Source organism: Fibrobacter sp., from assembly GCF_017551775.1.
Classification (GTDB): Bacteria; Fibrobacterota; Fibrobacteria; order Fibrobacterales; family Fibrobacteraceae; genus Fibrobacter.
Map to the genome: position 1 here is coordinate 36,561 of NZ_JAFZKX010000006.1, position 24,237 is coordinate 60,797.

Consider the following 24,237-nt stretch of genomic DNA (forward strand, 5'->3'; position numbering starts at 1 on the left):
GTTTTATATTCCGACCCTGTCCTGAATCAAGTTCAGGATGACAGCCCTCAGGGTGACATGTAGGGTTAGTTCCCGAAGGTCCAGACGATGCCGTAGGCGAAGCGCAGTCCTTCGGGCGTGTATCCCGAAGCCGGCATGTAGATGCTGTGGTTGAAGTTCTCGATGCGGCTGTAGAGCTCGAAGGAGAGAATCTGCATGCGGGCTTCGAAATCGAGGGCGAGGTACTTCTTCATGTGCTCGAGTTCGGGCATGCCTTCTTCGTTGACGGTGCAGTCGTAGCGGTCGCCGAACCACTGCCAGTCCACGCGTACGCTCACGCCGAGCCTGTTTTGTACAAAGCGGTTCTGCCAGTGGATGCCGCCCTTGTAGTAGAGTTCCGGAGTGTCGATGATTTTCTCTTCGCGGTCGAGGACCTGCCCGCGTTCCAGGTAGAACTTCCAGTTCCCGAGCCTGAACCCGATTTTGAAGAGCCAGTCCCAAGTGGAAGCTTCGCCGAGGTTGGTCCAGCGGAAGGCCTCGTTCACCGATTCCATGCCTTCTCCCAGAACCCAGCGCTGCTTTATCAGGTTCTTTGCGCTTTCGTGCCTAAGCCCGAGCCCGTAGAACACTTCGCGCGAATACCACCCGATGTTGAGGGCCTGCCTGTCGCGCCTCTCGTAGTCGAGATTCTCGTTGGGGAAGGAGAGGCGGCCCGTTTCGACTAGCTTGATTTCCTTCACGTCGGGGAACTTGTTGTCGTGACGGAGCATGGCGTTGAGTTTCAGGTGGAAGGGAAGGTTGAACGTCGCGTCGGCGGAATAGGCGGGAGCGAAGTCCACGTGGTCGAGGAGCGAACTGTTGCGCTGCATGCCCGCCTGCGCGCGGAAGAACACGAAGGAAAGCGTGTCCGAGATTTGGCCGTAGCCGATTTCGCGGTCCTGGTAGTACGTCTTGGAAAAATCGGTGAGTTCGTCGTCGGTGTTCACGAATTCGTACTGGAAATGTACGGAGGGGTTGAGGAACGTCGCGTAGCGGATCGAGGCGTCGCCGAGCACCGTGTTGTAGGTGTAGTTGTGTTCGGTATCGTAGTAGAGGCTGTCCGTGCGCTGGATGCCGAGCGTGTCTCTCCAGGTCTTGGTGCCGTACCCGATTACGGCGAGCGAGTCTTCCATGATTTCGTGCGTGCCGTAATGGAAGCTGGTCGCTACGGTGAGCTTGCGCATGGGGTAAATCTCAATGCCGCCGCCGTAGGTGACGACCTTCTCGTCGATGGTGTAGGGCGGCTTTTGGAAAGTGCGCTTGGCGAGGTCTAGCGTATCGAGCAGCACCTTGTGGCTCGTGTTGTCGGCGTTCTCTAGCGAGAGGTAGTTCATCTTGAAGAACGCCTTGCCGAGCCCGAATCTCCATGTGAGGACGGGCTGCACGTGCATCGAGTTTACGGCGATGTTTCTGCCGGTGAACGGGATGCTCGATGAGTCGCGGCCGAGCGCGAAGTAGGGCGAGCTCGTCACGTTCTGGTAGTCGTATTCCTTCGAGAGCTTGTTGGAACGGCTCTGCACGCCGAAATCGAGCGTGACGGAATCGGTGATGAGCCTCCGGAAATCCAGGTGCAGCGCGTTGCCCGCGAAGGCGCCGCGTTCCCAGGCCACGTCGGTGACCGGCGTATCGACGGGGACGCCGTGGCGTTCTTCGAAGAGGATGCCGTTTTCGCCGTTGAGCGAGAGTCGCGACGGGTCGTACCCGAGGCGCGTGGTGTAGATGCCCGAAAGCATGGCGGGGTAGCGCCTGCTGATGCTCGCCATCCCCATGGCGGAAGGTTCGAGTTCCGGGTTCCCGAGGATGGAGGTCCCGAGCGTCCATTCCGATTTCTGGCCCGAGACGTCGTAGAGCCTCTGCATGACTTCGGAGTGTATGAGGCCGAAGCGCCCTGCGTCGTTTTCGCGTACGTGCGGGTCGAGGCGGTCAGGGACGACCATGACGGAATCCTGGCGTGCGGGCTGTGTATATGTCGGTGAAGGCAGAACTTGCGCAAACGCGGTTAAGGCGAGACTTGCGACGGTAATGATGGCGACGATGGCGCGGTTGATGTGCTTCGGCATTCTAGAACCATTCGGCACGCGATTTCTCGCGGCATTCCTTGAGCGCCTGGACGACGGTGTAGGGCATCTTCATGCAGCCCGGGGGGTATGCTCCGCTTTCGGTGTGGAAGTCGGAGCCTCCGGTGCCCACGAGCCCGAAGCGGACCGCCATTTCTTTGTACTTGCGGCCCACGGCGCCTTTTTGCGCGGGGCTGTAGACTTCCATGCCCTTGATGCCCCATTCCACCATGTTCTCGATGAATTCGTCGGAGAGGCCCGACTTGTAGGGGTGCGCGAGCACGGCGATTCCGCCCGCGTTTTCGATGAGGCGGATGGTCTGCTGCGGGTTGAGGCCCTTCTTTTCGACGAAGGCGATGCACCCGTCGCCGAGGTACTTGGTGAACGCTTCGGCGAAATTCCCGATGTATTCCTCGTCCACCAGCGACATGGCGATGTGCGGGCGCCCGATGACTTTACCCTTGCAGTAGGAATGGACCTTCTCGTAGGTGATGTCGATGCCGAGCGCGTTGAGTTTCTTGATGATCGCCTTTACGCGGGCGATGCGCTGTTTTGCGAAATCCTCGAGTTCCATGTTCAGGGCGAGGTTCGTCGGGTCGCAGAAGTACCCGAGGATATGGATGTCCTTGCCCTGCCAGACGGCCGAAATCTCGATGCCCGGGATGAGTTCGAGCCCGAGCTCCTTGGCCTTGTCTTCGGCCAGCTTGTACGAGTCCAGGTTGTCGTGGTCGGTTATGGAGATGCAGCGAAGCCCCTTGCGCTTCGAAAGCGCGAGGAGTTCCTCTACCGAAAGAGTGCCGTCGGAAAGACGGGTATGCAAGTGCAGATCCGCATATCCACCGCTTTCGGTGATGATTGTCCCACGGTTCACTTGCCGACTCCGTAATATTGCGCAATGAGCTCGGCTTCGCTGAGCTGGTCCGGATGCAGGCACAGGTTCAGGAACGGGTAGAGGCCTTCGCAGCCGAACCCGATACGGCAGGCGGCTCCGCTCTTTTTCGCGAGGTAGAGCCTGGGCAGGAAGGGCTGACCGAGGTAGATGCACACCGTGGGCGCAAATTCGAGAATTTTCTGTTCAATCTCTTCGAAGACGTGTTCACCGTAACGGCATTCTGTGTCGCTGAAATAGACGGCGTGCGCGCGCTTTGCCGATATGAGGGCGTGGAGCGATTCATGCGCAACGCACAGTACGTCCGTGAACCAGGAGTTCGGCATCTTGTGCAGGAACGCTGCGGAACTTTCCATGTCGCGCGGCAAGAAGAGGAGCGTCTTCGGATTGCTGCGGAGCGATTCGGGGAAGCTGAACGCCGCCGTGTATTCACCAGCCTGATTTAGGAACCATTTGAACAGCGATTCCTTGCTTGAGAATCGTTTGAAGAAAAAACGGAACTGGTCTGCAAAATACGGCGACGGCTTCAAAATCACTCCAATGTTTGAGAGAAATATATAAATTTGTATTTATGTCAAAGCAGAAATTTTATGCGATTAAGCGCCCCGAAGGGGGGCAAATCGTCGATTCGTGGGAAGTTTGTGAACCTTTGGTCCGTGGTGAGAAGGGAATCAAGTTTAAATCTTTTTCGACGAAGGCCGAGGCGGAAGCCTGGCTGAACGGTTCTGAGGCTACAGAACCGGATGGAATCCGCGTATACGTGGACGGATCCTTCACCCCGAGTTGCGAGAAGGCGGGCTGGGCGTTCGTCGTCATCGAGAACGGCAAGGAAATTGCGCGTGGCTCGGGTTTTACCGCGTTTCCCGCGGAAAGCAGGAACATCGATGGCGAATGCATGGCGAGCTACCAGGCGATGCGCTGGCTCGACCTGAACGACAAGTATGCGACAATCTGCCACGACTACGAGGGCATCGCCCGCTGGGCCCGCGGGGAATGGAAGGCCAAAAGCCATATCGCGATGCAGTACGTGGCGGCGGTGAAGCCGTACCTTTTCCGCGTGAAGTTCGAGAAGGTGGCCGCCCACACGGGAGTCAAGTGGAACGAGCTTGTAGACAGTCTCGCCAAGGAGGCAGTCGAGAAGGCTAAAAAAGTGAAGGAAGGGAAGAGCGCCTGAGATGACCCTTCAAGAATTCATTCAGGAGAGCCGGTTTTCGACGCTTTCGTGCTTTGCGGATGCGGGTCGTGAAGCCATCCACGTGAACGGGGCTTCCATCCCGCTCGCTTCGATGATGGTGGCGCAGCGCTTTTTCGAAAAACCCGGCCCGATTCTTGTGGTCGCGAAGGATTTCAAGAGCGCCGAAGTCTGGATGGAGAACCTCCAGAGCCTCGTGGGCGAGGAATACGTCCGCTTCTTCCCGGCGCTCGGTCTCAAGCCATATGAGCAGAAGGTGCCCTTCGAGGGTGTTATTGAAGAACGCCTGAGGTTTTTCCGCGATGCGGGGAATGCTGAGAAGCCGATCGTGGCGGTATGTCCGCTCGACGCGTTGCTGATGAAGCTCCCGGTGCCGGGCGGGCTTGTGCGGAACATGCGTACGCTCAAGGTGGGCGACGTGCTCGAGCCTTCGACGCTTCGCCCGTGGTTCATGGATCATGGATTTACGGAACAGCCCGTCGTGAGTTCGGTGGGCGAGTTCTCCATACGCGGGTGCATCGTCGACGTGAACTGCCTTCTGTACCCGCATCCGATACGCATCGAGTTTTTCGGCGACGAGATTGAATCTATCCGCAGTTTCGACATCTTCACGCAGCGCTCCGTCGAAAACATGGACCGCGTGACGCTCTACCCGATGGGCGAATGGACGCTCCCGGATGCGGAACTGGCGAAGTTCAACGGCGATACGACCGGCATCTGGTGGATGCGCGGGCGTTACGAGCAACTGAATTCTAGCCTGCTGGATTACCTTCCCGGGGCAAGCCTCGTGTTCGAGGAGCTCTCGTCGCTTGCCGAGAATGCGTCGCGCCTGAACCAGGCCTACGACAGCGCTTTCGAGGAACTGCGCACGACGGCGCAGGATGTCGAGCCGTCTACCAAGATTTGGTGGAGGTTCGGTGAACTTTCGGCGACGTTCCCGGGACATGCCTCGATGGATGTCACGCATGTGGAGGCCGATGCTTCGAACTGGTACAGCGTGAAATCGCGTCCGCAGGATTTTGCGAGCGCGGGTACCGAGGAAGTCGCCAAGAAAATTGAGGACTTTTATGCGGGCGGCGGCGAAGTGTATGTGGTCGCCCCGACTCCAGGGGCGCTGGCGCGCCTCAAGCATGTCTTTAGCGGACTTCCGGTGGCGGATTACTTTGTTGGTAACCTTTCCGAAGGGTTCTGGCTTGACGACGACAAGGTGGCCTTCCTCACGGAGACGCGAATATTCAATCGCCATGCGACGAAGTCGCGCAAGCGCCAGATTGCGGGCTCGGTAACGACCGCGCTGATGGTTGAATCCCTGAACCGCGGGGACTACGTCGCGCATGAGGACCACGGCGTGGGCCGCTATCTCGGGCTTGTGCGCGTGGAAGTGAACGGCGGTCTCGTGGACTGCGCCCTGTTGGAATACGAGGGCGGCGACCGCTTGAAGTTCCCAGTCTCGGACTTGCAGAAAATTGAGCGTCTGGAAGTTTCGGACGAAAAGACCCCGAAGCTCGACCGCCTGGGCAGCAAGACTTGGGAGAACCTGAAGAAGCGCGTGAAGGAAAAGGTCGTGAAGATTGCGCGCGACCTGGTGAACCTTTACGCGAAGCGCGAACTTGTGGACGGGTTCTCCTTCCCGCCCGATGGCAAGATGCAGAGGGAATTCGAGGACGCGTTCGAGTACGACCCGACTCCCGACCAGGTGAAGGCCACTGCCGAAATCAAGCGCGACATGGAAAGCAGGCGGCCGATGGACCGCCTCGTCTGCGGCGACGTGGGATTCGGCAAGACGGAAGTCGCCATGCGCGCGGCCTTCAAGTGCATCACCGCGAAAAAGCAGGTGGCGATACTCGTGCCGACGACAATCCTTGCCGCACAGCATTACGAGAACTTCTGCGACCGATTTGCCGCGTTCCCCGTGAACATCGCGCTCGTGAACCGTTACAAGACGGCGAAGGAGAAGAAGGAAATCTTCAAGCGTGTTTCCGAAGGAAAGATTGACATTATCGTCGGTACGCATGCGCTCTTGAGCGAGAAGAACCAGTTCAAGGACTTGGGCTTGCTCGTGATTGACGAAGAGCAGAAGTTCGGCGTGAAGCAGAAGGAAAAGTTGCGTGAACTCCGCATGACGGTGGATACGCTCAGCATGAGCGCGACCCCGATCCCGCGTTCCCTTCATTTGAGCATGACGGGGGTGCGCGATATTTCGCTCATCAATACGCCCCCGATGAACCGCCTCCCGGTGGAGACGAAACTCCTGAAGCGCGACGACGTGGTGCTTGCGGCTGCTGTCCGCGACGAACTTGCGCGCGGCGGGCAGGTGTTCGTCGTGAACGATCGCGTGCAGAACATCAACATGCTTGCCGAAGAAGTGGAATCGTGGGTGCCGGAGGCCCGCGTCGCGGTTGCCCACGGACAGATGAACGACCGCGATTTGGAACGCGTGATGGAAAGTTTCCTCTCGAGGGAATTCGACATCCTGGTGAGCACGAGCATCATCGAGTCGGGCCTGGATGTCCCGAACGCGAATACCATCATTATCATGAACGCGCACCACTTCGGTATTAGCCAGCTTTACCAGATGCGCGGGCGCGTCGGGCGCAGCAGCGTGCTTGCGAAGGCGTTCCTCGTGATTCCCGCGAAGAGCGGCATATCGCAGGAATCCATGCGCAGGCTGAAGGCGCTTGAGCAGTTCAGCGACCTCGGCAGCGGATACCAGCTGGCGATGCGCGACCTCGAGATTCGCGGTGCGGGCAATTTGCTCGGCGAAGAACAGCACGGATTTATCGCCGAGGTCGGCTTCGAGACGTATGTACGTCTCGTGCGCGAGGCCGTGGAGGCCTTGCGCGGCGGCTCGAGCGAGAAGCCGATCCAGCCCCGCGTGGAAATCGGGGTGGACGCCTACTTGCCCGAAGACTACATCCAGGATGGCCTTACCCGTATCGGGATGTACCAGCGGATTGCCCGCGTTACGAGCTCCGCGGAAGTCGAAAATATCCGGCTTGAACTGGTCGACCGTTTTGGCGAATTGCCGGTACCTGCGAAAATGCTCCTGCTCGTAACCGAAATCGCGCTCCATGCCGGCCGGCTCCGCATGCAGGGAATCCAGCAGCGCAAGGGCGTGCTCGTTGCGACCTTCGTGGAGTTCCCGCCCATCGAGACGCGCGTGCTCGGCGAGATTGCGGGGAAGAGTACCTGCCCCATGCGTTACGTGGGCATGTCGCCCCTTCAGGCGGTTTTCGAGTTGGGTACTGCACCTGCCGAGAGGATGGCCGAAAAGATTGCGGAACTCTTCCGCGGGTTTGCGGATATCACGATAACGCCGTCTCGGGCCGAACCTTCGAACCCGATTTTCCAGGACACGAATATCCTGACCTGAAAGTCCCCCTGAGGACTTGGTCTCCCTCGTCACCCTGAGGCTTGGTCATCCTGAACTTGTTTCAGGACAGGGTCGGAATGTTTATATCTGATGCTGCCCTGAGAGTCCTCAGGGTGACCAAGCCTCAGCATGACGGTGGGCTGGGTCAGTATGACACTCAGGGGAGTGCGTTTATGGTTTCTGAAAGTGTCTGGACGAGCTTCTCGGCGAACTGCTGGGGTGTCTCGTTGGCATCCTGAACGAACGATTCGTCGGCATCCGTCTCGAATCGCAAATTTTCTGCCGGAATAAGCGCGAGCGCTTCCCGCGTCGCCTTCTTGCGGAATGAATCCGCGTGGATGGAGAAAATCGCTCCCAGCGATAGTCCCGCTTTCACGATGCCCGCGTCCGCGCCGAACCTGTGGAACACGGGCCTGGACCGTTTAACGCACGCGTCGGGCCGAACGCCCGTGCCGGCACCTGCGCCAAACCCGACTTCTCGCAAAATCCGAATCACGCGTCCGTAGTCGCCCACGCAGTGGATTTGCAGGTCCCGCCCGAACTCCATGGCCATTCTTGCCTGCGCGCGGAAGATTTCTTCTTGCACGCCGCCCGGTTCGTATCCTTCGTAACGCTTGTCCAGTCCCGCTTCGCCTGTTTGGGCGTCCGGGTCTTTTTCGAGCCTCCGGCGCAAATCCGCCATATTTTTATCGAAATCGCACGCGATTTTGGCCGCTATCATCGGGTGGATTCCGTAGGCCTTTCCGCAGCCTTCCAGCCAGCCTTCGCCGCCCGCCTTTTCCCAAATTTCGTCAAGTGCGGTCCATTCCCAGGGTTCGCACGCTACGGCGCAGTACTTGAAGCCTGCTTGGTGCAAACTGCGGGCCAAGTTCAGGGGCTGGGGGAGCCTCGCCAGGTGGATATGGCTGTCGAAAAGTTTCATTTTACCCGTAAAATATCTTTTTTTTACATTTTTTGCTTGTTTTTTCGGAATAAAAAGCCTAGTTTAAGGGGCGCGGGGCTTTGACCCTGCGTTCTGGCGGGGCGATGCCCTGCGATTTTAGAACATGCGTTTAAATAAAGGAGTCTTTATGCGCGACTTGCTGGAAAAAGCCCTGAAGAAAGGTCTGAGTGTCACTTTTTCTAACGAGAATGGCTATGCGGTCATTCGTATTTCCAAGGACAGCGAAGTTGTTGCTTCGTGCAGCCTGGGTTCCGCCAATTTCCGCGATTCTGTGGAGGATTCCCTGCAGTCGCTCCTTCTTGACCTGGAGCGCAAGGGCATCTAGAATTCTGCCTTTATTCTGCTTTTTCGGGCTGCGCATCGCCTTGGGGCTGCGCGGCCCTCTTTTTTTGGCCGATGATGCTCACCAGCAGCGAACGGCTGAGTTGCTTTATGTAATTGATGGCGATTCGCGGTTCTTTCACGAATCTTCCGCGCAGGTGGCTCTGGGTAAAGTAGCCGACTTCGCGGCTGTCCATGCAGAATGCGCCTTTTTCGCAGGCGAGGAAGTAGCAGTCTTCCGGAACGACGAATTCGGTAATTTTGGAGGAATCGCTTTCCTCGAAGAATTCATAGCGCATCTGGATGGGGGCGTCGCCCGGTTCGGAATGGAACACCTGTCCTTCGAGCAAGAAACGGTCTTGCCAGGGAAGGAAGTCGATTTCCTGCAGGCTGACCTGACGGTTTCCTAGCTTGGTGGCACCGAGGGCCTCGACCCCGATTTCGCGTTCGCCCTGCCAGAGGGTTGTCTTTACGAAAAACTTCTTGCCCGCCTCGTGCATCAGGTTCACGAAGAAATCCTGTTCGATGTCGTTCAGGCGGTCGAGGTGAAGCGTGTCGCCTTTGCGGGGGATATGCAGCTGCCGGCTCTGGATGAAGGCGGTTTCTTCTTTCCAGCGGAACCTGCCGTGCGGAGTCCTGACCTTGCCGTTGTCGGAAAAATCGAGGCGGTCGCCGGGGAGGCCGATGACCTTGCGTACCACGCTCTCACCGCTGCGGAGTGTGGCCCAGACGGTCTCGTTGTATTTGAGTTTTTCGATGCACTGGGGGAGTTTGCACATCCACAGGATTTCTTTTTCCTTGTGGCGCGGGAACATCGATGAATCGTGGAGCTGCACGGGCTCGAGCGCGTAGAAGCGGACCGCGATGGCGAGCGCGAAGCTGGCGATAATCCCGAGCACGAGCATGACGATGCATGCCTTGGAATTCTTCCACTGCAGGGAACGTACTTTTCGCTTCAGGTTCGCCATAGGTTGATCCGGTTACTCGCCGCTGCTGTTGGAATCGTCGGAGAGCGAGAGCACGGCGAGGAACGCCTTCTGCGGCACTTCAACGGAGCCGATGCTCTTCATGCGCTTCTTGCCTTCCTTCTGCTTTTCGAGGAGCTTGCGCTTGCGGGTAATGTCACCGCCGTAGCACTTGGCGAGCACGTCCTTGCGTACCGCCTTCACGGTAGAGCGGCTGATAATCTTTCCGCCGATGGCGCCCTGGATGGCGACGTCGAACTGCTGGCGCGGAATGAGGTCCTTGAGTTTTACGCAGATGGCGTTCGCGTAGGTGTGCGCCTTGTCCCTGTGGATAATCACGGAGAACGCGTCCACCGGGTCGCCGTTCAGGAGGATGTCGAGCTTCACCAGGTTGTTCCTGCGGTATTCGCTCGGGGCGTAGTCGAGGCCCGCATAACCGCGGCTCACGGACTTGAGGCGGTCGTAGAAGTCGAACATGATTTCGGCGAGCGGCAGGTCGTACTTGAGGATGACCTTCGCTTCGTCGATGTATTCCATGGTCTCAAATTCGCCGCGCTTTTCGTCGCAGAGCGTCATGAGCGCGCCCACGTATTCCTTGGGCGTGAAAATCTGCGCCTTCACATAAGGCTCTTCGATGTGGTCGTAGCGGCTTGCGTCGGGGAGCTTGGAGGGGCTTTCGATTTTCACCATCGTGCCGTCGCTCATGTACACGTGGTATTCCACGTTTGGGACGGTCGTGATGATGTCGACGTTGAATTCGCGGTCGAGGCGTTCCTGCACGATTTCCATGTGCAGGAGTCCGAGGAAGCCGGTGCGGAAGCCGAATCCGAGCGCTTCGGAGGTTTCCGGTTCCCAGCTCAGGGCGGAATCGTTCAGGCGGAGCTTTTCGAGGGCTTCGCGCAAGTCCTTGTAGTCTTCCGGGTTGATGGGGTAGATGCCGGAATAGATCATCGGCAAGATGTCTTTGTAGCCCGGGAGCGGCTCGGTGGCCGGGTTCGCGGCGTCGGTGAGCGTGTCGCCGATTTTCACGTCACTGATGGTCTTCACGTTCGCGAGCACGTAGCCCACCATGCCTTCGGAGAGTTCTTCGCGCGGGTCGCGGCGCATGCTGAAGGTTCCGACTTCGGTCACCATGTACTCGGCGCCGGTCTTCATCATCTTGATCTTCATGCCGGCACGGAGGGTGCCTTCCACGATGCGGATGTAGTTGATGACGCCGCGGTAGGAGTCGTACACCGAGTCGAAAATAAGGGCCTTGAGCGGCTTGCCGCTGTCACCCGTGGGGGCGGGAATCTCGTCGACGATCTTGTCGAGCACCTGCTCCACGTTGAGGCCCGTCTTTGCAGAAATGCGGGGAATCTTCTCGGGGTCGTAGCCCAGGAGGTCGCCCACGAGTTCGGCGATATGGTCGGGTTGTGCGCCCGGCAGGTCCACCTTGTTGAGTACCGGGATGACGGTCAGGTCGTTTTCGATGGCGAGGTAGAGGTTCGAAAGCGTCTGCGCCTCGATGCCCTGACTCGCGTCCACCACGAGGATTGCCCCTTCGCATGCGGCGAGCGAGCGGCTCACTTCGTACGTGAAGTCGACGTGCCCCGGGGTATCGATCATGTTCAGGATGTATTCCTTGCCGTCCTTTTCGTAGACCATGCGGATGGCGTGCGCCTTGATGGTGATGCCCCTCTCGCGTTCGAGGTCCATGTCGTCCAGCAGCTGGTTCGTCATCTCGTTCTTCGCGACGGTCCTGGTCAACTCGATCATGCGGTCGGCGAGCGTGGATTTGCCGTGGTCAATGTGGGCGATAATGCTGAAATTTCGGATATTGTCGTTTTGCGGCATAGAATCTTTAATCGTTTGTTTTTTAACGAGTGCAAATATAGAAATCCTGCGCCATTTTTTGAATCGCTGGGCGACAAAGCCCGAAAAAATAACTATATTCTCTTGACATTCTAGGAATCTTTCACGATAACTATATTGGAAGTGTTAAAGTGCTAAAGAAAATTTCGTTCATACTGTCTATTGTCGGCATGTCCTGTTTGTGCTTTGCCGAAGGAAAAGTCTTCAACAAAGATTATACGGGTATCAAATCAATCGAGGCGACTATCACCACGCACGAAGGTGTCATCGTCGTCGACCTCGACTTCAAGGCAGCCCCGAACACTGTCGCTAATTTCGTCGAACTTGCGAACAAGGGCTTCTACAACGGGCTCATGTTCCACCGCGTCATCAACGGTTTTATGATTCAGGGTGGTGATCCCGAAGGGAATGGCTCGGGCGGTCCGGGCTATACCATCGATGACGAACAGAACAATTTGAAACATGAAGCAGGCGTGATTTCCATGGCGAACCGCGGCCCGAACACGGGCGGCTCGCAGTTCTTCATCACGCAGATGCCCCAGCCTCACTTGGATGGCAAGCACACTGTTTTCGGGAAGGTTCTTCAGGGGCTGGACGTCGTCTGCCGTATCGAACCTTTCGACCCCATTTTAAACATAACTATCGTGGAAAAGAAGTAATCTATGAGTTCAAAGAAAGCCACTAGCGCAAAGAAACCGGCGGCGAAGGCTGCTGCCAAGAAGCCCGCGGCTCCCGCTAAGAAGCCTGCCGCTAAGGCCGCTCCGGCAAAGAAGCCCGCAGCCAAGCCGGCTCCCGCTAAGAAGCCCGCTCCGGCAAAGGCCCCCGCGAAGAAGCCTGCCGCAAAGCCCGCTCCTGCCAAGAAGCCCGCAGCCAAGCCGGCTCCCGCTAAGAAGCCCGCTCCGGCAAAGGTTCCGGCTAAGAAGCCTGCCGCAAAGCCCGCTCCTGCCAAGAAGCCCGCAGCCAAGCCGGCTCCCGCTAAGAAGCCCGCTCCGGCAAAGGCTCCCGCGAAGAAGCCTGCTGCAAAGCCCGCTCCTGCCAAGAAGCCCGCAGCCAAGCCGGCTCCTGTAAAGCCGCAGGCCAGTGCAGCTAAGAAGAACGACGTGAAGACTTCTGCCGCAAAGCCGGTCGAAACCAAGGCTCCTGCTAAGGCGGTCAAGGCTCCCGAAAAGGTGAGCGTGAAGCCGGTTGAAAAGCCCGTGGAAAAAATTGTCGAGAAGCCCAAGGCCGTAGCTCCCGAGAAGGAAGCTCCGGCAGTGCAGGCCGCTCCCGAACCGAAGCCCGTAGTTGTGGAAGCCGAAGAACCTGCGGTCGCCGAAAAGGCAGCTCCTGCGGGCAACAACAAGAAGTTTGTCCCGTTCGCAATCCTTCTGCAGGGTGGCAAGAAGCTCTCGAAGACCATCATGTTCACCGAGGTGAACGAAGAGGCCGAGCGCGTCAACCAGAAGAAGGTTTCTTCCGACGCGAAGCTCGAAAGGAAGCCGACGATGTCTATCCGTCACAAGCTTTCTCTCGCTGAAGAAACGCAGGAAGAACTGACGGAACGCATCCTCAAGGAACTCGAGGAACAGAACGCCGCGTTCACGCGCGAGGCCGCCACGCAGATGTGCACCCGCTGCAACCGCAATCTCGTTTCCCCGGAATTCTGGGTCGACAAGCATCTCGGTTACTGCGAGGAATGTGCCGCCATCCTCAAGCTCGGTCAGTCCAAGGAAGCCCGCAAGGTCGAATACACGCTCGGCTCGATGGGCGGTGACTCGCTCGACGAGGCGGATGACGAGGATTTCGAAGGACCGGACGCCGCCGACCTGAAGGAAGCGGAAGAAGATCTCGCCGAACTCGAAGACAACTAGTCTTCACTGGCGACAAGCCATTAGAAAAGCCCCCTTTCGGGGGCTTTTTCTTTTCCATAGTCACCCTGACGTCAGCAGACGCGCGGGTAATTACTCAATTACTTTTTGAACTGTTTGAGAATGGCGGCGGCCTTCACGAACTGCTGCTTCACGGACTTGGGACCGGTACCGCCTTCGATGTTGCGGCGGGAAACGCTGTATTCGAAGGTGAGGGTCTTCTTCATCTGCTTCACGTTCGGGACGCCGGCGCTGGCCCAGGCCTCGTCAGAGAGGTCTGTGAATTCGAGGCCTTGGCGGGCGGCTTCGCCGACCAGGCTACCGACCACGTGATGCGCGTCGCGGAAAGGCACGCCGGATTCCACCAGCAAGTCGGCGAGGTCGGTGGCCAACAGCGCCGGCAGCATCTTGGCATGCATCTTGTCGAAGTTGAAGCGAGCGCTTTCCAAGGCTTCCTTCATTACGCGGAGGATCACCTTCACGTTATGGACGCTGTCGAAAACCGGTTCCTTGTCTTCTTGCAGGTCGCGGCTGTAGCTGAGCGGGGCACCCTTCACCAGAGTGTAGAGAGCGCTGAAGTTACCGAGCATGCGGCCGGACTTTCCGCGGATGAGTTCCATGGAGTCGGGGTTCTTCTTCTGCGGCATCATGGAAGAACCGCTAGAGAAGGCGTCGTGCAGGGTGAGGTAGCCGAATTCGCTGGTGCTCCAGTTCACGAAGTCTTCGGCGTAACGGCTCATCGTGTTCGCGATAATGGCGAGGTCGGCTTCGAATTCGAGCATCATGTCGCGATGGCTCACGGCGTCGATGCTGTTGGGGCTCACGCCCTTGAAACCGAGTTCCTTGGCCACCAAGGCGCGGTGGTAGGGGAATGCGGAACCTGCCATGGCGCCGCTACCGAGCGGAAGCTCGCTGTGTAATTCCAAGAAGTTGTCGAGGCGCTTCACGTCGCGGCTCACGGCAAAGAACATGCTCATCAGGTAATGGCTGAAGTAGATGGGCTGTGCCTGCTGCAGGTGAGTGTAGCCCGGCATCATCTTGCCGAAGTACTTCTTGGCGAGGTCGAGAACCGTTTCCATCAGGCTCACTTCGAGTGCGCGGATTTCGGCGGCGCGGTGACGCATGTAGAGTTTGAAGTCGGTGCAAACCTGGTCGTTACGGCTGCGGCCCGTGTGGATCTTCTTGCCGAGAGCGCCGATGCGTTCGGTAAGTACGCGTTCCACGGCCATGTGGATGTCTTCGTCGGATTCCTTCCACAGGTTCTTGTCTTCCTTGTAGTCCTTGAGGATGCTTGCAAGACCGTCGCAAATCTTCTTGTATTCCGCCTTGCTGAGCACGCCGGATTCCACCAGGCCCTTGCCGTGGCCGATGCTGCCCTCGATATCTTCTTCGATGAGTTCGGCGTCAAATTGCAGGCTGAAGCTCAGGTCCACCATGCTCTGCGCCATGCCGCTTGCGAAGCGGCCGGTCCACATGTTGGTCTGGGTGCCTTTCTTTTCCGATTTCTTTGCGCTGGTCTTGGCCATTTTCAAATCCTCTTGTTTTTACGCGCACAAATATAGAATATTGCGGGGCGTTAATTCTGCTGTACCCAGATGTCGACGTTCTGGGGCTTTGCCTGGTTCGGCCTGTAATTGCTTTGCTTCATGGCCGCATTGTTGGCGGTCAGGCAGTGGTCCAGATTCCCGGCTTTAACATCTTTCACGTAGCACTTGGTCTTGACTTCCGCGTCGCGCGTGTATTTGGTCCTTGCGACCAGTTGTCCGTTCACTAAAAAGTCGAAATTCCCGTGCTTTCTTCCTTTGACGCAACGTCCTACGATGTCGTATTGTAGGCCCTGGTTGTCCATAAAATGCCAGGTGGCGGTTCGTACATGGAGCTCTTCGCAACTGACCGGACCGTTCATGGAACTTTCATCCTGTTCTTTTTGATACCCCGCACTGCAGGAACATAATATAAAAGCAGCTAAGCCAATGAATGCGAGACGAATCATTTTTCCTCCTTGAAAATAAAAACTAGTGAACGTCGTGCTCTTTTTCCAGGACTTCCTTCATTTTCGCGGTAAGCAGGATTGCGCTTCGCGACATGGGCATGTCCTTGTAGGGGGCGACGGAAATATCCGGTAAGACTCGGAGATTGTAGATGTAGCGTTCGGTCGGGTGGAACTGGAGCATCTTGTCGTGCTTGCGCAGCCCGATTTTTTCGTTTCCGCCAAAATAGATGGGCACGACGTCCGTATTTGCAAAGAGCGCGAACCTAGCGGCCCCCTTCTTGAAGTACCACGGCTCTCCCGGCTTGGAGCGAGTTCCTTCGGGGAAGATGATGAGGTTGTTGCCGTCTTCGAGCATCGACTTCTTGGCGCGTTCCAGTTGCTCATCGAAGGGGAGCGTGTTCGGGATGTAGAGGTTGCGGATGATGAGCGATATAAACTTGTTCTGAACGAGCGACCCTTTGACGATGCAGTTCGCGTTCGGGATGAGCGAGATGAGGATGACCACGTCGAGGAGCGAAGGATGGTTCGCGATGACGACCTTGCCCTTGATGCCTTTTAGCAGTTCGCGGTTCTCGACGCTCAGGCGCATCGCTCCCGTGACTTCGATATACTTGACGAAGAACTGGAAGAAATGATTCACGAACTTGCGCGAGATGACGTTGAAGCGCTTTTCCGAGAAGCCCGCGAGAACGTGGAACAGCGGGAACAGCGACGTCGCGAGAATCAGGCTGCTGATTCCGAATACGGCGAACGACGAAAGCTTCGAAATCAGGCGGCGGAGGTATTTGATGCGGCGAATCATCAGGCTAACCTCTGGCGAATGAAGGCAATCGCTTCTTCGGCGGCGGTTTCGAATTTCCCTTCGAGGGGAGTCTTGTCGAGTTCCTTGCCCCCGCGGTTCTTGTCGGTGGTGAGCCTGAGCGCCAAAGCGCATACGGCGTTCGGGTAGGGCGTGCCTGCCACGGGCGCATACGTCTCGGGAATCTTCTCGTCGGCGAAAATAAAGAGGCGTTCGGTTTCGGAGCCCGCCTCGAGGGCGGCGATGCAGTCGCGCAGGCCGTCACGGAAGGCTTCGCGTCCCGAGAATACGGCGGAATATCCGGCGGTGTTCTTCTCGAGGATGGTTGCGTTCGCAATCGACGCGTTGAATACGGAAAGGCTGAAATGCGCGGGCGACACGTTCCCGGTATCGAGGAGGGCCTGCGAAATTTTGTACTGCTGGGTGATTTCGCCGTACTGCGATGCGAAGGTCACCTTGCAGGGTTCGATATCCTTGCTTATGGCCGCGTTCACGTAGACAACCATCTTCGACAGCTGGCTCAGGCGCCTGCGCGTAAGCATGGGTACGAACTTCACGTCGGGGAGCGGTTGTTCCTCGGTCGGAATAAAGTATTCGGCTCGTTCGATATAGATCATTTTCCCTTCCCGTCTTTAATTTCTACTTGATCCTGAACCTGAGGAGCGAGTAGCTGTTGGGGCCAACGCTGTGGTGGGCTTCCTTCAGTTCGAATCCGGCAATTTCGATGGCGTGCTTCAGTTCTTCGAAGCGGTACATCTTGGAGTTGCCGTTCGCGATGCAGGTAAAGTAGAGGGAGGTCGCCTGGAGGGAGTAGGCGGCGGCTTCGAAGCGCTGCTTGTCCCAGAGCGGTTCGAGCACGTACACGTCGGTGTCGGGTGCTGCCGCGGTGCGGATCTTCTTCAGGATTTTCGTGATTTCTTCGAGCGAGAAGCAGTCGAGGAACTGGCTCATCCAGACGGCGTTTGCACCCTTCGGGAATTCGGTCGTTTCGTCGAGGACGTTGCAGGGGATGGTATCGATGCGGTTTTCGAATCCGGCGGCCTTCGCGTTCTTCTCGGCGACGGCAGTCTGGCCCGGGAGGTCGATGATGGAAACGTTCACGTCGGCGTTATACTTGCAGCAGGCGATGGCCCACTTCGCGGTGTTGCCGCCGATGTCGAACAGGCGCTTGCAGGGGTTCGAGAACACGATGGGGAGCGCTTCGGGGAAGGCGAGGTCGGAGTAGAAGTGGTCGAAGCCGAACCAGCTCTTCTTTTGCTGGTCGGTCAGCTGCGAGAGGCCCTGGTAGACCGTCTTCCAGTTGCCGAGGTGCTTGAGGCCCGCGGGCTTGCCGTCGCGGATGGATTCCTGGAGGTTTTCGGCGCCCAGGTAGCAGATGTCCTCGGAAAAGTCCATGTTGACCTGAGTCATTTCGTCGCTCATCAGGAAGAACCCGATCTTGCCGAGCGTGAGGCGGAGGTCGTCTTCCTTGGAATCCTTGTGCAGCTTGATGGCACCCATGCCGAGTCCCATCTCGATGAGGACGCCGACACCGTAAAGCGAAATGCCGAGCTTCTGGGAGAGTTCGGATACAGTAATGCCCTTCTTGCGGGCGCTGCAAATTTCTTCAAGAATCCCCATGTCGCGCAGGGCCTTGGCTGCATGGAAACTGAGGGGAGCGAATGCGATTTTCTGGGCTTCGAACTTGGCGTCCGTGGCCGAAATTTTGTCTTGGAAGTAGTAGTCGAACATGGATTTTATTTTGGGTTGAAATTTTTTGATATCAAATTTAGCACATTTTGGACGGAACGTGGTTGACGCTGTATAACATTTTATCTATTTTTGCTTGCCAAATTAGGTTATAAATATGGACGAACTAAAAAATCGAATCAAGGAAATGATTGTTACGTCTCTCGAACTCGAAGACGTGACTGCTGCAGACATTGTCGAAGACGCTCCCCTTTTTGGCGAGAGCGAAAGGGGTCTCGGACTCGACTCCATCGACGCTCTTGAATTGGGTATTGCCATCAAGGAAACCTTCGGTGTTTCTTTCTCGGCGGCAAACGAAGATACCAAGAAGCATTTTTATTCTGTAGATACACTGGCCGCCTATATTTCGGCGAATATGCCCAAGTAAGGAGAAATTATGGACAAGCAGGCGATTTTTGAAAAACTCAAGGCAGCCCTCATCGAGGATTTCGAACTTGATGACGAACAGGTGACTCTCGAAGCTCGTCTTTACGAAGATTTGGAACTCGACAGCATCGACGCAGTTGACCTGATTGTGAAACTCAAGTCCCTTTTGCCGACGAACATCGACCCCGAAGTGTTCAAGACGGTCCGTACCGTGCAGGACGTGGTCGACGCCATCTATAACCTGATTCAGAACGCGGAAAACAAGTAATGAAATCGGTGGCGGGGAAGGTTGTCTTTGCCGCCCTATCGGTTCTTTATCCTGTTCTCGTATTTTGTGGCCTCGAATTCTGGGGCCTTTCGCCTCGCCGATTAAGCTTGATGCTAATCGGCCTTGCTTTTGTGCATTTCTTCAATGTCACCAGGGAACGGGCTAAGGACGACGAGGGGTCGAACAGGGCGAATGTTGCCAAGAACATTTCGCTGCTCGTGCTGATGCTTCTGTGCGGGGCTCTCGCCTTTTTTGCCGACAACCTTTTGTTCCTCAAGTTCTACCCGGTGATGGTGAACTTGAGCCTGCTTTGCTTTTTTGCGTTTTCGCTCTGGAAAAAACCGAGTTTTGCGTTCCGCATGGCGAACCTGGGCGACAGGACCCTGCGTGTTTCTCCGGAGCGTCCGTTCGTGGAGCGCTACTGCGACCGCGTGACCCTCGTGTGGTGCGCCTTCTTCGTCGCGAACGCTTCCGTCGCTTTGTTCACCGCATTGGTGGGTAGCGAGCGGATGTGGACACTCTACAACGGTTTAATCTCCTATATTTTAATCGGCATTTTGTTTGCCGTGGAATTCATGGTCCGTAAAATTATGCAAAAAAAATTGCACTCCTACGTGCCCGTTTGCGAACTGCAGCGGGATAGTCGCCCCGACGGGGCCATTGTCTGTTTTGATGGCGAATCCACAAGGACATGGGCTGATTTCGTATCCGACGTGTCCAAGGTCCGTCGCTTCCTGGAATCGAGCGAGAACCGCCCGTGGATCCTCCATTGCGAAGATTCGTATTTCTTTATTGTCGCGCTCCTTTCGATGCTCCAGAGCGGGCGCAAGGCGATGGTGACCGCGAACCGCCAGGAAGCCTTCATCAAGGAAATCAAGAAGCCCGAGTACGGCTTCATTACCGATACTCCGTTTGGAGACGCGTCTGCGGGCGCGGTTCAGATCCAGACGATTCTGGATGGTCCTGCGGTCGAACCCCTGTGGAATGTCTTTGACAAGAACGAAGCCGAGATGGTGATGTTCACTTCGGGTACGACAGGCGAGCCCAAGTCCGTGCCCAAGCGTTTCTCGCAGTTCGAGAACGAGCTTTATGAGCTGGTGAAGGTCTTCGGTGACGACTGGCTGGGCCGCAAGGTGTACAGCACGGTGAACCACCACCACATTTACGGCCTCCTGTTTACGGTTCTTTTGCCGACGGCGACGGGACTTCCGTTCCGCAGGCACCGCATCGACTACCCGAGCGAACTTGTCAGCATTGCGGGCGAAAAGGCTGTAATCGCCTCTAGTCCGGCTTACCTCAAGCGCCTTGCCGCCGATACCGATAAGCCCATCGATTTCAAGTGCTCTCCGATTATCTATTCTTCGGGCGGACCGCTTCCCGAAGAGGTGGCGCGCAAGTGCGAAGGGATTACGGGTTACTGGACCATGGAAATTTACGGCAGCACCGAGACGGGTGGCATCGCCTACAGGCAGTCCAAGAACGGGCCCGTGTGGAAGCCGTTCGAAGTCTGCAAGATGAGCATCGGTGAAAACGACTGCCTGAACGTGAAGTCCAGCTACATCCTGGAACCCGAGGGCTTTACCACGGGCGACCTCGTGGAAATCTACGACGACGGCCGCTTCCTTCTGAAGGGACGCGCCGATTCCATCGTGAAAATCGAGGAAAAGCGCATCTCGCTCCCCGAAGTGGAAAACCGCCTGAAGCAGACGGGCCTGGTGCAGGACGTCCGCGTTGTCCCGATGGTCGGCAACCGCCAGTACCTCGCTGCGGCAATCGTCTTGAATGCGGAAGGCCGCGAGAAGTTCAAGGACCAGCCCAAGCTCGAAATAAACAATTTCTTCAAGAAGCATCTGGCGCAGTTCATCGAGAATACGGTTTCGCCCAAGAAGTGGCGCTACCTCGAGGAACTCCCGCAGGATACGCAGGGCAAGATCAAGATGCGCGATATCCAGGCGCTGTTCGGCATTCCCGAAAGCCCGAATTTCAAAATCCTGAAGATGCGCCGCGAACCGGGTACGGTCACGCTCAAGATCGTGTTCCCGGAAACAAGCGACTACTACAACGGTCATTTCCCGTCGTTCAAGCTGCTTCCGGCCGTTGCGCAGGTCGACATGACCGTCATGCTTGCCCATGCCCTTCTCGGTACGCCCGAGGTTGTCGTGCGCATCCAGCGTACCAAGTTCAGCTACCCGATTTTGCCGAACGTTCCCGCCATCCTCGAGATGACCTACAAGGCGGAATCGTCCAAGCTCACATTCTCTTATACGCTCGAAGAAGGTCGCCCGCTTTCGGGTGGTACCCTTGTGCTTTCCGGAGACGAAAATGCGCGAACCTAAGATGAAACCCGAAGACATGAAGTTTTGTGCCATCGTGCCGGTGTACCGCCACGAGAAGGCTTCGCGCGGGGTGGCCGAATCGCTTGCCGCACAGGGGCTCTCGGTAATCTTGGTCGATGACGGCAACGCGCCCGAGGGTCACGAGATTCTCGTGCAGATCGCAAGCGATGTCCCGAACACGACGCTCGTGACGCGCGAAAAGAACGGAGGCAAGGGAGCCGCGGTGATCAGCGGCCTCGAGGCTGCCTTCAATATGGGCTTTACCCACGCGCTCCAGGTGGATGCCGACGGGCAGCACGACATGGAGGCGATTCCGTTCTTCGTGAAGGCCGCGAAGAAGCATCCGTTGGACCTGGTCGCCGCGTTCCCGCAGTACGACATGTCCGTCCCCAAGGCTCGTGAACAGGGCCGCAAGATTACGAACTTCTGGGTCGCTATTGAGACGCTTTCCATGTCCATTCCCGATTCCATGTGCGGGTTCCGCGTGTACCCGGTGAAGTTCGTGTGGCCAGTCGCAAAGAAAATCCGCACGTACCGTATGGGATTCGATATCGAAATCCTGGTGCGCCTCTCGTGGGCCGGACTCAAGATGTATTTCTATCCGATCAAGGTGAAGTATCCCGAAGACGGCGTTTCCAACTTCAGGGCCTTCGGTGACAACGTCGAAATTTCGTGGACCCATACCAAGCTTTGCTTCGGGATGCTCGTGCGCCTGCCGATGATTCTTGGCCGCCGCCTTTTCAAGAAGAAAAAATGAGTTCTGAGTCGCAACAGTGGTTTGAAGTGAAGGAAGTCGGGGGAAGCCTTTGGCATTTCCGGTTCATGCTGTGGATTACCTGCCACCTGCCGCTCCGCGTGGTGGAACTCTGCACGGCGGTGGTCTGCTTCTTCTTCTGGCTGGGGGCGTCTCCCGTGCGCAAGCGTTCCTCGGCGTACTTGAAGCGCCTTTTTGCGGTGCGCGGGAAGCGCATGCCCTTCATGGCGACGTACAAACATGTGCTTTCTTTCGCGCTCTCGATGATCGAGAAACTGCTCGGCTGGCGTGGTGCCATCAAGTTGAACCGGGTGGAAACGCAGGGCGACGACCTCGACAAACTGGTGGAACAGCTCGATCGCGGGGAAGGCGCATTCCTGATTTGCTCCCACCTCGGTAACATGGAGATGCTGCGTTCGCTTACGGGCTACGGCGAAATCCATACGCACAGGCAGTTCAAGGTGTTTCCGGTTGTCGATTTCTCGGGAACCTCTAAGTTCAACGCGCTGCTCTACGAGCTGAATCCGGACCTCATGAATTCCGTGCTCGACGCGAACAAGATGAACGTGGATTCCGCCGTGTGGATGAAGGAGCAGATTGTCGCGGGTAACGTGGTGGCGATTGCGGGGGACCGCACTTCCGCCAATTCGCAGGGCCGCAACATCGAGATGGATTTCCTCGGCGATTCCGCCAATTTCCCCGAAGGCGCGTTTACGCTCGCGAGCATCTTGAATGCTCCGATATATTTCACCTTCGCGATCCGCAAGCACGATTTCGATATCCGCACTCCTTACGAGATGCATGTGGTGAAGGCCACCACCTCTTTTGATTGCCCTCGGAAGGAACGTGCCGGAAAAATCAAGGATTTGGCACGCGAGTACGTGCAACTCCTCGAAAAATTGAGTCTACGCCACCCGTACCAGTGGTATAATTTCTACAATTTTTGGAATAAAACGTAATAAAGGATTGGTTACAATGAAAACTATCGTTATTGGCTCCGAAAAGTTAACAATTGAACAGGTCGTGGCCATTGCTAAGCGCCAGGTCATCGTGGAACTGGATTCGTCTTCCAGGTTCCAGAAAAAAATCGATGCCGGTGCGGAATTCCTTGACGAAGCCCTTGCCGAACACGGCGGTATCTACGGCGTGACGACCGGTTATGGCGATTCCTGCACGCAGGTTGTACCTCCTGACCATTATTACGATTTGCCCGTTAACCTCACGCGTTTCCATGGTTGCGGTCTCGGAAACTACTTTGACGAAGAGACGACCCGCGCCATCATGGTGGTGCGCCTCAACACCCTCGCTCGTGGATTCTCCGGCGTGAGCTACGCCCTCCTCAAGATTATCATGACGTTCCTGCAGAACGACATCTTGCCGTTGATTCCGCAGGAAGGTTCCGTGGGCGCGAGCGGCGACCTGACTCCGCTCTCTTACCTCGCCGGCGCCGTAATCGGTGAACGCGACGTGCTTTACAAAGGCCAGCGCCGTCCCTCGAAGGATGTGATGGCCGAACTCGGAATCACCCCGCACCGTTTCCGCCCGAAGGAAGCGATTGCCATCATGAACGGTACCGCCGTGATGAACGCTGTTGCCTGCATGGCCTACAGCCGCGCCGAATACCTTTCCGATTTGACATGCCGCATTACGGCCATGAACACGATTGCGATGAAGGGCAACGCCTACCACTTCTACGAACGCCTGTTCGCCGTGAAGCCGCACCCGGGTCTCGTGACCGCCGCGAAGAAGATGCGCGACGCGATGAACCTCGAAGTCGAAAAGAACGTGATTCCCGAAAAGATTCAGGATCCGTATTCCCTGCGCTGCGCTCCGCACGTGGTGGGCGTGTTCTACGATTCCGCTCCGCTCCTGCGCCAGCTTATCGAAATCGAGATGAATAGCGCGAACGACAATCCGATTATCGACCCCGAAACGAGGAACATCTTCCACGGTGGGCACTTCTACGGTGGCCATATCTGCCTTGCTATGGATACCCTCAAGAACATTGTCGCTAACCTCGCTGACCTCCTGGACCGCCAGCTTGCGACGATCGTCGACATCAAGTTCAACCGCAGCCTGCCGCCTAACCTTTCGGGCAGCCAGGGCGAGTTCTCCATCAACCATGGCTTCAAGGCCGTTCAGATCGGTGCCTCGGCATGGACCGCGGAAGCGCTCCACAACACGATGCCGATGAGCGTGTTTAGCCGTTCCACCGAATGCCACAACCAGGACAAGGTGAGCATGGGTACCATCGCCGCCCGCGACTGCATCCGCGTAATCGAGCTTACCGAACAGGTGGCCGCCGCCGTGCTGCTCGCTTCGGCCCAGGCCCTCCGTATTCGCCTCGAACGCGGGGAAATTTTCGAAGTGCGCCTCGCCGGCGTCAAGAAGACGTACGACCAGGTGTTCGAATACTTCGCGCCGCTTGCCTGCGACCGCCAGCTCGAACCGGATCTCCGCAAGGCGCTCGAGCTCATCCGCGAAAAGTATTACGCTGTGTAATGCGGTAACGT

21 protein-coding genes and 1 pseudogene are annotated in these 24,237 nt (G+C 57.0%); 11 read left to right on the forward strand and 11 right to left on the reverse strand.

The window, feature by feature from the left end:
• Positions 1 to 65: 65 nt before the first annotated feature.
• Genes IK012_RS00460 through IK012_RS00470 form a run of 3 tightly spaced genes read right to left on the reverse strand, consistent with a single transcriptional unit; the run spans position 66 to position 3,494 of the window.
• Positions 66 to 2,078 carry a hypothetical protein gene (locus IK012_RS00460; RefSeq protein WP_290949260.1) on the reverse strand — a complete coding sequence of 671 codons (2,013 nt, stop codon included), beginning with the start codon at positions 2,076 to 2,078 and terminating at the stop codon, positions 66 to 68.
• Between the two features lies 1 nt (position 2,079).
• The gene (locus tag IK012_RS00465) at positions 2,080 to 2,946 is read right to left on the reverse strand and encodes a PHP domain-containing protein (protein ID WP_173378652.1); all 867 of its coding nucleotides are present in this window, start codon (positions 2,944 to 2,946) and stop codon (positions 2,080 to 2,082) included.
• Complete coding sequence (locus tag IK012_RS00470) at positions 2,943 to 3,494, reverse strand: hypothetical protein (RefSeq protein ID WP_173378651.1); 552 nt, start codon at positions 3,492 to 3,494, stop codon at positions 2,943 to 2,945. The genes IK012_RS00465 and IK012_RS00470 overlap by 4 nt, the downstream gene beginning before the upstream one ends.
• A gap of 41 nt (positions 3,495 to 3,535) precedes the next feature.
• Between IK012_RS00470 and IK012_RS00475 the strand changes: the two genes are divergently transcribed.
• Together IK012_RS00475 and mfd are read left to right on the forward strand one after the other, a co-directional pair.
• Positions 3,536 to 4,138, forward strand: coding sequence for a ribonuclease H family protein (locus tag IK012_RS00475; protein ID WP_290949261.1), 603 nt, complete (start codon positions 3,536 to 3,538; stop codon positions 4,136 to 4,138).
• 1 nt (position 4,139) lies between these two features.
• Positions 4,140 to 7,529 carry a transcription-repair coupling factor gene (gene mfd / locus IK012_RS00480; protein WP_173378649.1) on the forward strand — a complete coding sequence of 1,130 codons (3,390 nt, stop codon included), beginning with the start codon at positions 4,140 to 4,142 and terminating at the stop codon, positions 7,527 to 7,529.
• A gap of 157 nt (positions 7,530 to 7,686) precedes the next feature.
• Here mfd and IK012_RS00485 read toward each other — a convergent pair whose 3' ends face one another.
• Positions 7,687 to 8,451 (reverse strand): TatD family hydrolase, encoded by a 765-nt coding sequence (locus IK012_RS00485; RefSeq protein WP_290949264.1) that lies wholly within the window; start codon positions 8,449 to 8,451, stop codon positions 7,687 to 7,689.
• A gap of 148 nt (positions 8,452 to 8,599) precedes the next feature.
• On the opposite strand from IK012_RS00485, the gene IK012_RS00490 reads away from it, so the two are divergent.
• Positions 8,600 to 8,797, forward strand: coding sequence for a hypothetical protein (locus tag IK012_RS00490; protein ID WP_290949265.1), 198 nt, complete (start codon positions 8,600 to 8,602; stop codon positions 8,795 to 8,797).
• 10 nt (positions 8,798 to 8,807) lie between these two features.
• On the opposite strand, the gene IK012_RS00495 is transcribed toward IK012_RS00490, so the two are convergent.
• Both IK012_RS00495 and lepA read right to left on the reverse strand, forming a co-directional pair.
• On the reverse strand, positions 8,808 to 9,761 hold the full coding sequence (locus tag IK012_RS00495) for a S26 family signal peptidase (RefSeq protein ID WP_290949267.1): 954 nt from the start codon (positions 9,759 to 9,761) through the stop codon (positions 8,808 to 8,810).
• Positions 9,762 to 9,773: 12 nt separating this feature from the next.
• A complete protein-coding gene (lepA, locus tag IK012_RS00500; RefSeq protein ID WP_173378645.1) occupies positions 9,774 to 11,594 on the reverse strand; it encodes a translation elongation factor 4 in 1,821 nt (606 codons plus the stop codon).
• Between the two features lie 188 nt (positions 11,595 to 11,782).
• Between lepA and IK012_RS00505 the strand changes: the two genes are divergently transcribed.
• Positions 11,783 to 12,271: a peptidylprolyl isomerase gene (locus tag IK012_RS00505; protein ID WP_290949269.1), complete on the forward strand. Its 489-nt coding sequence runs from the start codon at positions 11,783 to 11,785 to the stop codon at positions 12,269 to 12,271.
• 21 nt (positions 12,272 to 12,292) lie between these two features.
• Positions 12,293 to 12,736 (forward strand): annotated as a pseudogene (locus tag IK012_RS13555) (histone H1-like repetitive region-containing protein); the annotation flags it as partial.
• Positions 12,737 to 13,560: 824 nt separating this feature from the next.
• Here the strand turns inward: IK012_RS13555 and argH are convergent.
• The 5 genes from argH to IK012_RS00535 form a co-directional block, all read right to left on the reverse strand.
• Entirely contained in the window at positions 13,561 to 14,985 is a 1,425-nt protein-coding gene (gene argH / locus IK012_RS00515) for an argininosuccinate lyase (protein ID WP_290949273.1), read from the reverse strand.
• A gap of 50 nt (positions 14,986 to 15,035) precedes the next feature.
• On the reverse strand, positions 15,036 to 15,365 hold the full coding sequence (locus IK012_RS00520; RefSeq protein WP_290949275.1) for a hypothetical protein: 330 nt from the start codon (positions 15,363 to 15,365) through the stop codon (positions 15,036 to 15,038).
• A gap of 109 nt (positions 15,366 to 15,474) precedes the next feature.
• The gene (locus tag IK012_RS00525; protein WP_290949277.1) at positions 15,475 to 16,254 is read right to left on the reverse strand and encodes a 1-acyl-sn-glycerol-3-phosphate acyltransferase; all 780 of its coding nucleotides are present in this window, start codon (positions 16,252 to 16,254) and stop codon (positions 15,475 to 15,477) included.
• Positions 16,254 to 16,868 carry a beta-ketoacyl synthase chain length factor gene (locus IK012_RS00530; protein ID WP_290949280.1) on the reverse strand — a complete coding sequence of 205 codons (615 nt, stop codon included), beginning with the start codon at positions 16,866 to 16,868 and terminating at the stop codon, positions 16,254 to 16,256. Before IK012_RS00530 ends, IK012_RS00525 begins: the two co-directional genes overlap by 1 nt.
• Positions 16,869 to 16,890: 22 nt before the next feature.
• Complete coding sequence (locus IK012_RS00535; protein WP_173343414.1) at positions 16,891 to 17,982, reverse strand: methyltransferase; 1,092 nt, start codon at positions 17,980 to 17,982, stop codon at positions 16,891 to 16,893.
• Positions 17,983 to 18,097: 115 nt separating this feature from the next.
• Between IK012_RS00535 and IK012_RS00540 the strand changes: the two genes are divergently transcribed.
• The 6 genes from IK012_RS00540 to hutH all read left to right on the forward strand — a co-directional run bounded on the left by IK012_RS00540 (position 18,098) and on the right by hutH (position 24,226).
• Positions 18,098 to 18,367, forward strand: a complete 270-nt coding sequence (locus IK012_RS00540) for a phosphopantetheine-binding protein (RefSeq protein WP_290949282.1) — start codon at positions 18,098 to 18,100, stop codon at positions 18,365 to 18,367.
• Positions 18,368 to 18,376: 9 nt separating this feature from the next.
• The gene (locus tag IK012_RS00545) at positions 18,377 to 18,634 is read left to right on the forward strand and encodes an acyl carrier protein (RefSeq protein WP_290949284.1); all 258 of its coding nucleotides are present in this window, start codon (positions 18,377 to 18,379) and stop codon (positions 18,632 to 18,634) included.
• A 110-nt stretch (positions 18,635 to 18,744) separates the two neighbouring features.
• Complete coding sequence (locus IK012_RS00550; RefSeq protein ID WP_290949286.1) at positions 18,745 to 20,970, forward strand: AMP-binding protein; 2,226 nt, start codon at positions 18,745 to 18,747, stop codon at positions 20,968 to 20,970.
• Positions 20,957 to 21,727, forward strand: a complete 771-nt coding sequence (locus IK012_RS00555) for a glycosyltransferase family 2 protein (RefSeq protein WP_290949288.1) — start codon at positions 20,957 to 20,959, stop codon at positions 21,725 to 21,727. The genes IK012_RS00550 and IK012_RS00555 overlap by 14 nt, the downstream gene beginning before the upstream one ends.
• The gene (locus IK012_RS00560; protein ID WP_290949291.1) at positions 21,724 to 22,683 is read left to right on the forward strand and encodes a lipid A biosynthesis acyltransferase; all 960 of its coding nucleotides are present in this window, start codon (positions 21,724 to 21,726) and stop codon (positions 22,681 to 22,683) included. Before IK012_RS00555 ends, IK012_RS00560 begins: the two co-directional genes overlap by 4 nt.
• Positions 22,684 to 22,699: 16 nt before the next feature.
• Entirely contained in the window at positions 22,700 to 24,226 is a 1,527-nt protein-coding gene (gene hutH, locus IK012_RS00565) for a histidine ammonia-lyase (protein ID WP_290949293.1), read from the forward strand.
• Positions 24,227 to 24,237: the final 11 nt, after the last annotated feature.

Coding starts and splice junctions, on each gene's coding strand:
- IK012_RS00485 (WP_290949264.1), bottom strand. CDS start 8,451: ATGAAACTTTTCGACAGCCATATCCACCTGGCGAGGCTCCCCCAGCCC.
- IK012_RS00560 (WP_290949291.1), top strand. CDS start 21,724: ATGAGTTCTGAGTCGCAACAGTGGTTTGAAGTGAAGGAAGTCGGGGGA.
- IK012_RS00460 (WP_290949260.1), bottom strand. CDS start 2,078: ATGCCGAAGCACATCAACCGCGCCATCGTCGCCATCATTACCGTCGCA.
- IK012_RS00505 (WP_290949269.1), top strand. CDS start 11,783: ATGTCCTGTTTGTGCTTTGCCGAAGGAAAAGTCTTCAACAAAGATTAT.
- lepA (WP_173378645.1), bottom strand. CDS start 11,594: ATGCCGCAAAACGACAATATCCGAAATTTCAGCATTATCGCCCACATT.
- IK012_RS00555 (WP_290949288.1), top strand. CDS start 20,957: ATGCGCGAACCTAAGATGAAACCCGAAGACATGAAGTTTTGTGCCATC.
- IK012_RS00520 (WP_290949275.1), bottom strand. CDS start 15,365: ATGAACGGTCCGGTCAGTTGCGAAGAGCTCCATGTACGAACCGCCACC.
- IK012_RS00530 (WP_290949280.1), bottom strand. CDS start 16,868: ATGATCTATATCGAACGAGCCGAATACTTTATTCCGACCGAGGAACAA.
- IK012_RS00540 (WP_290949282.1), top strand. CDS start 18,098: ATGGACGAACTAAAAAATCGAATCAAGGAAATGATTGTTACGTCTCTC.
- IK012_RS00475 (WP_290949261.1), top strand. CDS start 3,536: ATGTCAAAGCAGAAATTTTATGCGATTAAGCGCCCCGAAGGGGGGCAA.
- IK012_RS00550 (WP_290949286.1), top strand. CDS start 18,745: ATGCTAATCGGCCTTGCTTTTGTGCATTTCTTCAATGTCACCAGGGAA.
- IK012_RS00495 (WP_290949267.1), bottom strand. CDS start 9,761: ATGGCGAACCTGAAGCGAAAAGTACGTTCCCTGCAGTGGAAGAATTCC.
- hutH (WP_290949293.1), top strand. CDS start 22,700: ATGAAAACTATCGTTATTGGCTCCGAAAAGTTAACAATTGAACAGGTC.
- IK012_RS00535 (WP_173343414.1), bottom strand. CDS start 17,982: ATGTTCGACTACTACTTCCAAGACAAAATTTCGGCCACGGACGCCAAG.
- mfd (WP_173378649.1), top strand. CDS start 4,140: ATGACCCTTCAAGAATTCATTCAGGAGAGCCGGTTTTCGACGCTTTCG.
- IK012_RS00525 (WP_290949277.1), bottom strand. CDS start 16,254: ATGATTCGCCGCATCAAATACCTCCGCCGCCTGATTTCGAAGCTTTCG.
- IK012_RS00490 (WP_290949265.1), top strand. CDS start 8,600: ATGCGCGACTTGCTGGAAAAAGCCCTGAAGAAAGGTCTGAGTGTCACT.
- IK012_RS00545 (WP_290949284.1), top strand. CDS start 18,377: ATGGACAAGCAGGCGATTTTTGAAAAACTCAAGGCAGCCCTCATCGAG.
- argH (WP_290949273.1), bottom strand. CDS start 14,985: ATGGCCAAGACCAGCGCAAAGAAATCGGAAAAGAAAGGCACCCAGACC.